Annotated in this window: 11 protein-coding genes; 9 read left to right on the top strand and 2 right to left on the bottom strand. The window is 54.6% G+C overall.

The genetic code is table 11. The annotated features are described in order from the left end of the window. Nucleotides 1-232 precede the first annotated feature (232 nt). From gcvP to CCASEI_RS05230, 8 genes are all read left to right on the top strand, one after another. Entirely contained in the window at nt 233-3,091 is a 2,859-nt protein-coding gene (gcvP, locus tag CCASEI_RS05265) for an aminomethyl-transferring glycine dehydrogenase (protein ID WP_025387380.1), read from the top strand. Nucleotides 3,092-3,094: 3 nt separating this feature from the next. After that, nucleotides 3,095-4,198: a glycine cleavage system aminomethyltransferase GcvT gene (gcvT, locus tag CCASEI_RS05260; protein WP_025387379.1), complete on the top strand. Its 1,104-nt coding sequence runs from the start codon at nt 3,095-3,097 to the stop codon at nt 4,196-4,198. Nucleotides 4,199-4,461: 263 nt separating this feature from the next. Further along, on the top strand, nt 4,462-4,782 hold the full coding sequence (locus CCASEI_RS05255; protein WP_025387378.1) for an antibiotic biosynthesis monooxygenase family protein: 321 nt from the start codon (nt 4,462-4,464) through the stop codon (nt 4,780-4,782). Between the two features lie 91 nt (nt 4,783-4,873). Further along, nucleotides 4,874-6,028 carry an NAD(P)-binding domain-containing protein gene (locus CCASEI_RS05250; protein ID WP_025387377.1) on the top strand — a complete coding sequence of 385 codons (1,155 nt, stop codon included), beginning with the start codon at nt 4,874-4,876 and terminating at the stop codon, nt 6,026-6,028. A 214-nt stretch (nt 6,029-6,242) separates the two neighbouring features. Continuing rightward, the gene (gcvH, locus tag CCASEI_RS05245) at nt 6,243-6,632 is read left to right on the top strand and encodes a glycine cleavage system protein GcvH (RefSeq protein ID WP_025387376.1); all 390 of its coding nucleotides are present in this window, start codon (nt 6,243-6,245) and stop codon (nt 6,630-6,632) included. A 66-nt stretch (nt 6,633-6,698) separates the two neighbouring features. Further along, entirely contained in the window at nt 6,699-7,511 is an 813-nt protein-coding gene (gene lipB / locus CCASEI_RS05240; protein ID WP_025387375.1) for a lipoyl(octanoyl) transferase LipB, read from the top strand. Between the two features lie 262 nt (nt 7,512-7,773). Next, the gene (gene lipA, locus CCASEI_RS05235) at nt 7,774-8,835 is read left to right on the top strand and encodes a lipoyl synthase (protein ID WP_035095828.1); all 1,062 of its coding nucleotides are present in this window, start codon (nt 7,774-7,776) and stop codon (nt 8,833-8,835) included. A gap of 142 nt (nt 8,836-8,977) precedes the next feature. Further along, nucleotides 8,978-9,763, top strand: coding sequence for a DUF4191 domain-containing protein (locus CCASEI_RS05230; RefSeq protein ID WP_025387374.1), 786 nt, complete (start codon nt 8,978-8,980; stop codon nt 9,761-9,763). A gap of 155 nt (nt 9,764-9,918) precedes the next feature. Here CCASEI_RS05230 and CCASEI_RS05225 read toward each other — a convergent pair whose 3' ends face one another. Beyond that, entirely contained in the window at nt 9,919-10,389 is a 471-nt protein-coding gene (locus CCASEI_RS05225; protein WP_025387373.1) for an RDD family protein, read from the bottom strand. Between the two features lie 273 nt (nt 10,390-10,662). Here CCASEI_RS05225 and glnA point away from each other — a divergent pair, with 273 nt between their 5' ends. Next, nucleotides 10,663-12,099, top strand: coding sequence for a type I glutamate--ammonia ligase (gene glnA / locus CCASEI_RS05220; protein WP_006823461.1), 1,437 nt, complete (start codon nt 10,663-10,665; stop codon nt 12,097-12,099). A 922-nt stretch (nt 12,100-13,021) separates the two neighbouring features. Here the strand turns inward: glnA and CCASEI_RS15010 are convergent. Then, complete coding sequence (locus tag CCASEI_RS15010) at nt 13,022-13,195, bottom strand: hypothetical protein (RefSeq protein WP_155894822.1); 174 nt, start codon at nt 13,193-13,195, stop codon at nt 13,022-13,024. Nucleotides 13,196-13,380: the final 185 nt, after the last annotated feature.

The raw sequence follows: 13,380 nt of genomic DNA, 5'->3' as shown, positions 1-13,380 counted from the left end.
TGCGCAAACATAACAATTTCCCCTAGCAGGCTTTACACAGTTGCTTATTCCTCTATTGCTGCAGGTACGCGTTGTTGTGCGAATAACCACATGCCTTCAGTCGGAGATGTGGGGGTGAAAAAGGTAATGGAAAACCGGGTCAAACCATATAATGAGGTGCGTTGACCGCTCTTAGCGGTCGCTTTAGCAAGCCTGGACAAATGTTAGTTTCCTCAAAAGGAGTTTGACACTTATGGATTTCATTGCCCGCCACCTTGGGCCAGATGCCGCAGAATCTAAGGACATGCTGGCGCGAGTTGGTTATGACAGCGTCGAGGCGCTCGTCAACGCAGCAATCCCACAGTCCATCCGTATGGATGAAGCGCTCAATATGCCAGCGGCATTGAGCGAGACCGACGCACAGGCAAAGCTTCGCTCTTATGCCGATAAGAACGTTGTGCTGAAGTCTTTTTATGGCCAGGGCTACTCTGACACCATTACCCCAGCGGTTATTCGCCGCGGCCTGGTTGAAGACGCTGGTTGGTACACCGCTTACACCCCTTATCAGCCAGAAATTTCCCAGGGCCGCCTCGAGGCTCTGCTGAATTACCAGACCATGGTCCAGGACCTGACTGGCCTGCCAATCGCGAACGCTTCCCTTCTGGATGAAGCTTCCGCTGTTGCTGAGGCAGTTGGTTTGATGTCCCGCGCAGTCAAGAAGGGCCGTAGGGTTCTGCTTGACTCGCGTCTGCACCCACAGATTCTGACTGTCGCTGCAGAGCGTGCACGCGCTATTGACCTTGAGGTTGAAATCGCTGACATCACCGACGGTGTGGTTGGTGAAGACCTGGTTGGTGCGGTTGTTGCTTACACCGGTACCGAGGGCGATATTTTTGACCCACGTGCAGTAATTGAAGAGCTCCACGGCCGCGGCGGACTAGTTTCCGTAGCGGCTGATTTGCTGTCGCTGCTTCTTTTGGAAGGCCCAGGCGGCTTTGGTGCCGATATTGTTATCGGTTCTTCCCAGCGCTTTGGTGTTCCACTGTTCTTCGGTGGCCCGCACGCAGCGTACATGGCGGTTTCTGACAAGCTGAAGCGCCAGATGCCAGGCCGTTTGGTTGGTGTCTCCGTTGATGCTGAGGGCCGTCCTGCTTACCGCTTGGCGCTGCAGACTCGTGAGCAGCACATCCGCCGCGAGCGCGCGACGTCCAATATTTGTACCGCACAGGCTCTTTTAGCCAATGTTGCTTGCATGTACGCCGTCTACCACGGCCCAGCTGGCCTGACCGAGATTGCAAAGCATGCTCACGGCCTAGCAGAGTCTTTCGCTGCTGCAGTTGAAGCACAGGGCTTGAAGATTTCTTCCAAGGACTTCTTCGACACCGTCACTGTTAATGGTGTGGATGCAGCAAGCATCAAGTCTTCCTTGGAGTCCGCTGGCTACTTGGTTCGCGCCATTGGTGAGGATAAGGTTTCGGTTTCCTTCGGCGAATCTGCCACCGAGGGTGATGTTGCAGTGCTTGCCGATGCCTTCGGTGCAGCAACCGTTGATTCCGCCGAGTACTCACTGCCTGGGGCAGTACAGCGCACCACTGAGGTTCTCACCCACGAGATCTTCAACTCCATCCACTCTGAGACCCAGATGATGCGCTATCTGCGCAAGCTGGCGGATAAGGACTTGGCGCTGGATCGCACCATGATTCCTTTGGGTTCTTGCACCATGAAGCTCAACCCAACCGCAGCTATGGAGCCAATTACCTGGCCAGAGTTTGCCAACATCCACCCTTACTCCCCTGAGGCTGCTACCGCTGGTTGGCGCGAGCTCATCGAAGAGCTCGAGGGCTGGTTGGCTGAGCTGACCGGTTATGCCAAGGTCTCCATCCAGCCAAACGCTGGTTCCCAGGGTGAGCTTGCTGGTCTGCTGGCTATCCGCCGCTACCACGTGGCAAATGGTGATGAGAACCGCGATGTTGTGCTGATTCCAGCATCCGCTCACGGCACCAACGCAGCTTCTGCTACCTTGGCTAACCTGCGCGTAGCAGTGGTCAAGACCGCTGAAGATGGCTCTATTGACTTGGCTGATTTGGATGAGAAGATTGCCAAGCACGGCGAGAACATGGCCGGCATCATGATCACCTACCCATCTACCCACGGTGTGTTTGACCCTGAGGTCCGCGAGGTCTGCGAGAAGGTCCACGCTGCTGGCGGCCAGGTCTACATCGATGGCGCGAACATGAACGCACTGACCGGCTGGGCACAGCCAGGAAAGTTCGGTGGCGACGTATCCCACCTGAATCTGCACAAGACTTTCACCATCCCTCACGGCGGTGGCGGTCCTGGTGTTGGCCCAATCGGCGTTGCAGAGCACCTCATCCCATTTCTGCCAACTGATGCGGCATCCGATGAGCTTGATGCAGCTAACCCAACTCCAGTGGGCAAGGGCGTGCCAATCACCGCATCCCAGTTCGGTTCCGCTGGTGTTCTTCCGATTACCTGGGCATACATTGCTATGACCGGTGGCGAGGGTCTATCTGATGCAACCGCATACGCCATCTTGGGCGCTAACTACCTTGCGCGCGAGCTCAATGATTCCTTCCCAGTTCTCTACACGGGCAATGAGAACCTGGTTGCACATGAGTGCATCCTGGACCTGCGTGCTTTGATCGATGCTTCTGGTGTCACCGCAGCAGACGTTGCTAAGCGCCTAATTGACTTCGGCTTCCACGCTCCTACCTTGGCCTTCCCAGTGGCCGGCACCTTGATGGTGGAGCCAACCGAGTCTGAAGACATCGCTGAGCTGGACCGCTTCATTGAAGCTATGCGCACCATCCGCGCTGAGATTCAGGAAATCATTGATGGCAAGGTCGAGTACGAAGAATCCGTCATCCACAACGCGCCTTACACCGCGCTGTCTGTATCCAGTGATGACTGGGAGTACACCTTCAGCCGCGAGAAGGCAGCATGGCCTGTGTCTTCCCTGCGTCTGAACAAGTACTTCCCACCGGTACGCCGCCTGGATGAGGCTTATGGCGACCGCAACCTGGTGTGCTCCTGCCCACCACCAGAGGCATTCGAATTCGATGCTGAAACTGAATCCACCGAGGAGGCTTAAGTCATGTCTGAACTTCGTCAATCCCCACTGCACGCTGAGCACGAGAAGCTCGGCGCAAGTTTTACCGCATTCGGCCCTTGGAACATGCCACTGAAGTACGGCAAGGAGCTCGACGAGCACCACGCTGTACGCAACGCGGCCGGCATGTTTGATCTCTCCCACATGGGCGAGATTTGGGTCAATGGCCCAGATGCCGCTGCATTCTTGTCCTATGCCCTGATTTCCAACATGGATATTGTCAAAGTCGGCAAGGCCAAGTACTCCATGATCGTCGCTGAAGACGGCGGCATCATCGATGACCTGATTTCTTACCGATTCTCCGACACCAAGTTCTTGGTTGTTCCCAACGCTGGTAACACCGACGCCGTGTGGGAAGCATTCAACGCCCGCACCGACGGCTTCGATGTTGAGCTCAACAACGAGTCCCTCGATGTTGCGATGATTGCTCTACAGGGCCCTGATTCTGCCAAGATTCTGGTGGAACAAGTCGCTGAAGAGTCCAAGGAAAAAGTAGAAAACCTCTCCTACTACGCCGCTACCCAGGCTAAGGTCGCGGGTATTGACACCATCGTTGCCCGCACCGGCTACACCGGTGAAGACGGCTTCGAGCTGATGATCTACAACGCTGACGCTACGGCCCTGTGGGAGACCTTTGCCGCGGTTGAAGGCGTTACTCCATGTGGCCTCGCATCACGCGATTCACTCCGTCTGGAAGCTGGCATGCCACTCTACGGCAACGAGCTCTCCCGCGAGATCACCCCAGTCGAAGCTGGAATGGGCATGGCATTTAAGAAGAAAACCGCTGACTTCGTCGGCGGTGAAGTTCTTCGCCAGCGCTTCGAAGAAGGTCCTCAGAAGGTCATCACCGCTTTGACCTCCTCCGAGCGTCGTGCAGCGCGCACCGGCGCTGAGGTCTACGTTGGTGACAACCTCGTTGGCACCGTGACCTCCGGTCAGCCATCCCCTACCCTGGGCCACCCAATTGCTTTGGCTCTCATCAAAACTGAGGCCAACTTGGAAGAAGGCGCTGCCGTCGAGGTGGACATCCGCGGCAAGCGATACCCCTTCACCGTGACCAAGACTCCGTTCTACAAGCGCGGTGAATAATCCACTCGCTTTAGCTCGTGGATTATTCACGAAGTAGAAGTCGATTGAAGGATCACCGGGATTAGTCACGGAGTAGAGAATTACTCTCCGAGTGAACCATATGGCCGCACTTTGCAGGCTCTTCATTGAGCTGCGGAGTGCGGCCATTTTCACACCTTTATCCGTGTATATTCCTCTCTACTCTCGGTAGGATGTTAGTGAAGCTTAAGTTTGGGTTTCCCACTGGAAGATATTTGAAGGTATTCGCACTAAGGAGTGTGTTCATGTCTGTTATCAAGATCAACGCCATTGAAGTCCCTGAAGGTCAGGGTACAGAGCTGGAGTCCCGCTTCGCGGCACGCAAGCACTCCGTCGACAACGCTCCTGGATTCAAGGGCTTCCAGCTTCTCCGCCCAACCAAGGGCGAGGACCGCTACTTTGTAGTCACCGAGTGGGAAACCGAAGAAGACTTCGAGCAGTGGCGCTCCAACCGCGTTTCCTCCCATGAGGCAACCGGACGCAAGCCAGTCGCCACCGGTTCCTCCCTCCTGGAGTTCGAAGTAGTCAACCTCGATGAGGTTGAGCCAGCGCCACCGGTGCAGTAAACCCAGCACAGTAAACCCTGCCGCATTCATCCCAGTCACCCACACCGCATTTAGATGACACGTCACCTAAATGTCGGATAGGCTGGAATTTATGAATCTCAACGCAACTGTCGCGGTTATCGGCGCCGGTCAGGCCGGTCTTTCCGCCGCTTATCATCTGGCTCGGCGCGGCTTCGTCAGTGCGCTCGATGCTTCAGCCTCCTCCAATGACTCCGGTGCGACCAATGCGCCGGGGGCTTTCATCGTCTTTGACGCAGAAGACTCAGCCGGCGGGGCGTGGCGTCACCGCCAAGAATCATTAACCATGGCGACCGTCAACGGCATTTTTGATTTACCCGGCATGGAACAAACCGAAGTTAACAAGACCACCCCTGCACGCGACGCAGTGCCCGATTACTTCACTGAATACGAAGCGAAGATGAACCTACCCATCGTGCGCCCGGTTAACATTGCGCGCGTTAGCGAGGCATCGGCAAGCAATGGCGATAACAACGGCGGCTACATCATCGAAGTCGCTGATGAAGTCCTGTGTGATTACGCCGGCACCACCTGGCATGTTGATGCCGTTATCAATGCAACCGGCACGTGGAACAACCCCAACTCGCCCGACTACCCGGGCATTGAAAAATTCCAGGGCCGGCAGCTTCACTCCAAAGACTATGTCCGCATGGACGGCTTCGCAGGCGAGCGCGTCGCGGTTGTTGGCGGTGGCATCTCCGCGATTCAGCAACTAGCGGAAGTCTCTGATGTCGCGGAGAAAACCTACTGGTACACCCGCACCAAGCCGTGGTTTCGCACCAAGTTCACCTCAGAAGAAGGCGGACGTGAAACAATAGAGAAAGTCACCGCGCATACCGAAGCCGGCAACGCACCGCGCTCCATCGTGTCTTATACCGGCCTGCTGTATAACCAAGACACGGAGAAGGCGTACAACAACGGCGCTTTGAAACGCCGCCCCATTTTCAAAGAACTCTTCGAACACGGCGTCGTGGAAGAAGACGGCACCAAGGTCGAACTAGACACCATCATTTGGGCCATTGGCTTTCGCCCCAGCCTCGCACACCTTGACCCGCTGGATCTGTACAACGAGAAGGGCGGAATCAATATTAAGGGCACCGGCGTTATCGGCAAGCCCAATCTGCACCTCATCGGCTACGGACCGTCCCAATCCACTGTCGGCGCGAACCGTGCTGGCCGCGATGCCGTATTGAGCATTGTTCGCAGCATGAAAGCATCCAAGGTTTAGCCCGGTTTCGGTCCATTTACGGTCCGGTTACGGTCTGGTTTGACTGGCGCATAGGGTAAGAAATGCCTGGCTACACCCCCATCTAGGCAATATTGCTACCCAATAGTCCACTGTTTGGTGCTTCACTAGGCTAAAGTAAAAGCGAAACTTCAACCCTTGCATCTATCTGCTGCGTATCGGGCGGATGGGGCACGTCGATGAAAGGATAGTTCCTATGGCTAACCTACCTGCAGAATTTACTTACTCCGAGGATCACGAGTGGATCAACGCCGCTCAGGACGCAATCGTTGGCAAGACCGTACGTATCGGCATCACCTCTGTTGCAGCAGACCGCCTCGGCGAGGTTGTCTTTGCTGAACATCCAGCAGTCGGCGACACCGTCACCGCTGGTGACACCTGTGGTGAGGTTGAGTCCACCAAGTCTGTCTCCGACCTGTACTCCCCTGTTACCGGCACCGTGACCGCTGTTAACGAGGCAATCCATGATGACTACGAGGTCATCAACAATGATCCATTCGGCGAAGGCTGGCTGTTCGAGGTTGAGGTTGAAGAACTCGGCGAGGTTATGACCGCTGAAGAATACGCTGAAGAAAACGGCGTCTAAGAAATCTTTTCTTAATAAACTATTATCGCGCGGTGCGCTCTACCCCAAGTACTACACTTGGAAGGCATGACTGCACCGCGCAACCCGTTTTTCCCTGCTGACCGTTCCATCCGTGCCTCCGAAAAACCCATTGAGGTGCACAACTTGGGGCTGATGGATTACCAGGAAGCTTGGGACTATCAAGCCGATATCGCCGCCAAGCGTGCGCGCGATGAAGTAGCTGACACCATCTTGGTGGTTGAACATCCAGCCGTGTACACCGCCGGCAAGCGCACTCAACCAGAGGATATGCCAACCAATGGCCTGCCGGTTATTGACGTTGACCGCGGTGGGCGTATTACCTGGCACGGCGAGGGCCAGCTGGTGGTCTACCCCATCATTAAGTTGGCAGAGCCAGTCGATGTCGTGGATTATGTCCGCCGTCTGGAAGAGGCCATCATTCACACCGTGCGACAGATGGGCATGACCACCGCTGGGCGTATCGATGGCCGCTCCGGCGTGTGGGTACCTTCCACAACGCAAGCAGCCGATCCTGCTGCGTCACAGCGCGACCGCAAGATTGCGGCCCTGGGCATCCGCATCACCCGTGGTGTAACCATGCACGGTCTGGCATTGAACTGCAACAACGTGTTGGGATACTACGACCACATCATCGCCTGCGGTATCGATGACGCTGACATCACTACCCTGGCATTGGAACTTGGCCAAGAGGTCACGCCCAAGGATGCTGAGCAGCCACTGCTTATTGCTCTCGATGACGCTTTGTCTGGACGCATGGTGGTAGCCGACCACACCTTTGGCTCCGCACCAGATCCCATCAAACTGGCCAATGAAAAAGCCCGCAAGGCACGTGCCCAGTCCTCACTTTCACAGGCCTAGAACCGGGCAAAACAAGGCTAAAAATGCGCAAAATCAGAGCTAACGGTGGGAGAATTTTCGACTAGTGCTTTGTGATGACCCCATTTGGGAATGTGGAGTTTCGGATGGAATATTCCGCCAATGCGTGGGATTGAATGGACTAAGGCCTTAAACACACCCAACAACGGGGTCAATAGTGCAAGGTCAGTATCATAATTGTTGAATTTAAAATCACACAACACGTAGGGTGGAATTTGTGACTATTAAGCCTGAAGGACGCAAGATGCTCCGCATTGAGAAGAAGAATGCGGAGTCACCCATCGAGCAGAAGCCGAGGTGGATCCGTAACCAGGTCCGCACCGGCCCTGGCTATGAGGACATGAAAAAGCGTGTTGCCGGCGCTGGCCTGCACACCGTCTGCCAGGAGGCAGGTTGCCCAAATATCCACGAGTGTTGGGAGTCCCGAGAAGCTACCTTCCTCATCGGCGGTGACCGTTGTACCCGCCGATGTGACTTCTGCGATATCGCAACCGGTAAACCAGACGCACTGGATACTGATGAGCCACGCCGCGTAGCAGAAAACATCCAAGAGATGGACCTGAACTACGCCACCATCACCGGCGTTACCCGTGATGACCTTCCAGATGAGGGTGCATGGCTTTACGCTGAGGTTGTTCGCAAGATCCATGAGCTCAACCCGCACACCGGTGTCGAGAACCTCACCCCTGACTTCTCAGGCAAGCCTGACTTGCTGCAGGAAGTCTTTGAGGCTCGCCCAGAAGTCTTCGCGCACAACCTGGAGACCGTTCCACGTATTTTCAAGCGCATCCGCCCAGCATTCCGTTACGAGCGTTCCTTGGATGTTCTGCAGCAGGCACACGACTTTGGCCTGATCACCAAGTCCAACCTGATTCTGGGCATGGGTGAAACTGAAGAAGAAGTACAGGAGGCTCTGCGCGATATGCGCTCTGTTGGCACTGACATCATCACCATTACTCAGTACCTACGCCCTGGTCCACGTTTCCACCCAATTGAGCGCTGGGTGCGCCCAGAGGAGTTCATTGCGCATTCCAAGTTCGCTAAGGAACTAGGCTTCACCGTTATGTCCGGTCCACTGGTTCGTTCTTCTTACCGTGCGGGCAAGCTCTACACCCAAGCTATGAAGGCCCGCGGCTGGGAGCTTCCAGAAAACCTCAAGCACCTGGAAGAAACCTCCGACGGCGCTACTGCTCAGGAAGCATCCTCCCTGCTGCAGAAGTACGGCCCATCCCAGGAAACCCCAGTTACCTCCCGCATGGGCAAGTTCCCAGCTGGTGCAGACAAGGTTTCTGCTTCTATCCGCTAAGCACTTTTCGCCGATAGAAAGCTCGTGGTTCAATCTGATTATTGAACCCGAAGTCTGCGGTGGCCACCGCCCCTAAATACAATGGGTGGTCGGTCGCCGCAGATTTTTTTGTTTTCCAACAATCACCCCTAAAGTAGGAGCTATGGCACAAGGTCAAGATAAAGCAGCAGAAAAGGCTGCAAAGAAGGAACAGCGCGCAGCAAAGCGCGCACAGCGTAAGAACACTCGCAAGCAAATGTGGCAAGCGTTCCAGATGCAGCGCAAGCAGGATAAGGCTCTTATCCCGCTGATGTTGCTGGCCATCTTGGGCATGGGCTTGCTGTTCTTCCTCATTGGTCTGTTGTTCAACGGCCAATGGTTCATGATGATTCTTGGTTTGGGTATTGGTTTCCTCATCGCCATGATCATCTTCACCCGCCGTCTTGAGCGCGATATGTACAAGCGCGTTGAGGATCAGCCAGGTGTTTCTGGCTGGGCGTTGGATAACCAGTTGAAGAACACCATGGGTGTGGCGTGGAAGGTTGAGCAGGGCATTGCGATGACCCGCCAGCAGGACATTGTCCACCGCGTGATTGGTAACCCTGGCGTGGTCTTTGTTGCAGAGGGCAATAAGAACCGTCTGAAGCCAACCATGACTCAGCTTAAGCGCCGCGTGGATAAGCTCGCCGGCGGCGTCCCCATCTATGAGGTTTATGTAGGTGACGGCGAGGATGAGGTTGCAGTGGGTAAGCTGCGCAACCACATCATGCGTCTGCCTCGTAACTACTCCAAGAATGAAGTGTACGCCGTAGCCCGCAAGATTGAGGCTATGGACAACGCACCGGGCCAGATGCCAGGTGTGCCAAAGGGTCCAGTTCCTCACCAGGCTCAGAACATGGCTGGTATGAACCGCCGCATGCGCCGCGCTCAGGAACGCAAGGGCAAGTAAGAACCTCCCACACAACTAAATAAGCAGCATAGATAAAGCATCCCGCTGCACACACTCAAGACCTTGTGCCGAACTTCCACAAGGAAGTTTCAAGCCACAGTGTGTGCAGCGGGATGCTTTTTGTTGCGCCTAAATATTGTCTACTTCAGAGCCACTTAAGAACGAATGACCGCGGTACCAGTCGCGCGGTCGTGGATACCACGGCCGTCTGCGTCAACCATGGCTGCTGGGAACAGACACGCGGTAAGCAGGGTGCGAACGACACCGCGCCAGATACCCACCGTGGTACCTGGAACGTCAAGGCGAGCAACGCCCATGCCCAAAATAGCCATGCCGGGGGTACGCGCAAAGACGATGCCGCTGATAATGCCCAAAAGGACCCACAAGATAAAGGTCGCAGTCGACGTGCTGCCAAGAATGTGGGTGAAGCGGGTAAGAACGCTGGCGATGAGAAGGCACAGGAGCCAGTCGATGAGCACTCCGCCCGCGCGGCGGCTGACAGAAGCTAATGCACCAGGACCAGATGCCGGAAGGCCCAGGTTTTCGCCAGGGTAACGGCCTACTTCGCCAAAGTCGTTTTCGCCCGGAATATCAGGCCCATCCAGCCACGTTTTCTTATTCGCCATGCCCACTAATCTACGTGGCGTGACACAGAGTTGAAAGTTCCTTCACGTAAGACATGACCAACCCCACTGTTAGCAGTGCAGAGTATGAAAATCGGACAATTTTTCTGCCACACATGTGGGGAGAATTCTAGCGTGTGATAGATAGTCCGTTAAAATGAGGAACAGACACTTTTCTTAAGCCACACTGCGTTCGTTTTTCCACGATACACCGGTCGACGCGCGTAGACTTGTGAGGTAGAAATTACCACGCAAACAATCACTTTAGGAGCATCCATGGCATTTTCAAGCGTCTCGGAGATTGTTAAGTTCATCGCTGATGAAGACGTAAAGTTCGTTGACATCCGCTTTACTGACGTCCCGGGCACGGAACACCACTTCAGCATCCCAGCATCAGAGTTTGATGAGGACGCTGCTGAGGACGGTATGGCGTTTGACGGCTCCTCAATTCGTGGTTTCACCACCATTGATGAATCCGACATGACCTTGTTCCCGGATCCAAACTCGGCACATATTGATCCGTTCCGTACGGAAAAGACCTTGAACATCAAGTGCTTTGTGCATGATCCGTTTACCCATGAGCCTTTCTCCCGTGACCCACGCAATGTGGCACGCAAGGCTGAGGAGTACTTGATTTCTACTGGTATCGCAGATACCTGCCAGTTCGGTGCGGAAGCAGAGTTCTACCTGTTTGACTCCGTGAAGTACCAGGCTGATGCGCACCAGGCGTTCTACCACGTGGATTCCAACGAGGGTTGGTGGAACCGCGGCAAGGATCTGAACCTGGATGGCACCCCGAACTTTGGTTACAAGAACCGAGAAAAGGGCGGCTACTTCCCTACCCCTCCGTATGACCAGACCGTTGAGGTCCGTGACGCCATGGTTGGTGCGCTGCAGGAGGTTGGCTTCCAGATTGAGCGTTTCCACCGCGAGGTCGGCTCCGGCGGACAGCAGGAGATCAACTACCGCTTCAACACCATGTTGCACGCGGCAGATGACATTCAGACTTTCAAGTACGTCATCAAAAACACCGCGGTAGCGTTCAACAAGACCGCAACTTTCATGCCGAAGCCACTGGCTGGTGACAACGGTTCCGGTATGCACGCTCACCAGTCTTTGTGGAAGGACGGCAAGCCGCTGTTCCACGATGAGGCTGGCTACGCAGGTCTTTCTGACATCGCCCGCTACTACATTGGTGGCCTTCTACACCACGCTGGCGCGGTTTTGGCATTCACCAACCCAACCCTGAACTCTTACCACCGTCTGGTCAAGGGCTTTGAGGCACCAATCAACTTGGTCTACTCCCAGCGCAACCGTTCCGCTGCGGTACGTATCCCAATCACCGGTTCCAACCCGAAGGCGAAGCGCATTGAGTTCCGCGCACCGGACCCATCAGGCAACCCATACTTGGGCTTTGCTGCGATGATGATGGCTGGCATCGACGGTATCAAGAACCGCATTGAGCCTCACGCACCAGTGGACAAGGATCTCTACGAGTTGCCACCAGAGGAGGCAGCTTCCATCCCGCAGGCTCCTACTTCGCTTGAGGCTTCCTTGCAGGCACTTGCCGATGACAACGAGTTCCTCACCGAAGGCGACGTCTTCACCGAGGACTTGATTGACACCTACATCAAGTACAAGTACGAGAACGAGATTGAGCCAACTCGTCTGCGTCCTACCCCACTCGAGTTCGAGATGTACTTCGACTGCTAATCCAGTCATCTCTTGAGCAGATTCCATAAGACTAGGTGACCCTTTCCGAGAAGCTTTCGGCAAGGGTCACCATTGTACTTCGCCGCGCAGACCTTAAAGGAACCTGAAAAACTCAATCGCGCCACTTCTCGCAGTTTCCAATAATTTGTCTCGGTCGTATGCGGCGTCAGTAACGAAGTCACCCTGCAATCGAGTCAGCATCGTGTTTCATCCACGAGACCAATCTCAATCAGTGACACAGTAAATTGTTTGTCTTTATCCAAACCACGCATTATTTTTGCAGTGCAAGCGTCTATGGCGTCTAGGCAAATTGCGGTGAATTCTCCACCGCGAACTTGATGGGATCTAACCCGGTCCTGCCAACTTGTAGGAAGTACAGCACCTCCAATGTCCACGGTCTCTACATAAAACCCGTGCGCAGTATGCCATGGCGAATCTTCTCCTAGATGAAACTCTATAGCGCCAAGCATCTCATCCGAAATGTTCCTCCACTTTTCGTCATTAAGTCCCAGTGCCGTGTGAACTGTGGTCACGTCGACCTCGTTCGGCATTAGGACTTCTTTGGGAATTTCGCGCGCATTAGTCTGAGCTAGAACAGCTTGAGATCCAATGACGATCAGCCTATCTGTATTCGCAATTGCACAGGCGGCCGAAATGCACTCATCGAATTCGGGTAGCTGCAATGCCGTCCCTTTTATGCGAGCTGGACTTGATTCCGGGGTCGAGAGGCAACAATCTTCCGGATCTCGTCGGTAGAAAACTTACTCACAAGCGGGCTGAGAATTCGATATGGTTCGAACTCTTGATGCGGATTCAAAAGCAATGCTTCAAGCTGGTCAATATCGCCTAACTGAATCGTCTCTCGAATTTTCTCTTCTACAGCTACAAACTCGTCACCAAAACATCCAGATCTCTTTTTCTCCTAAAGAGTAAGCAAATCGGAGTGCCGAGAAATATCGATGTTCTCGGCACGAATTCGATCGATGACGAGCCGGTTCGCGAGGAGTTGCCTAAACGTCCGCGGAGATACAGGGATTTCCGGGGCAACGACAATATCAACGCTTCCATCACTCTTGTAAATAAACTTTACTGACATGGCCCCTCCTTCCCTGCTATCTACGTGGCCATTTGACCTTTGCTAATTAATCCACACACTGCGTCAATAGCGCCGAGACGGATAGAAGTCGGTTCAAAAATCTGAACCTAGCCCGGCTCGCGAGACCCGATTGCACGGCGCAAAAGTCCTGAATATAGCCATTTTCTGACTATACAAAGCGATTC

This window comes from Corynebacterium casei LMG S-19264 (assembly GCF_000550785.1).
GTDB lineage: Bacteria > Actinomycetota > Actinomycetes > Mycobacteriales > Mycobacteriaceae > Corynebacterium > Corynebacterium casei.
This window is presented reverse-complemented; position numbering and strand designations above follow the sequence as displayed.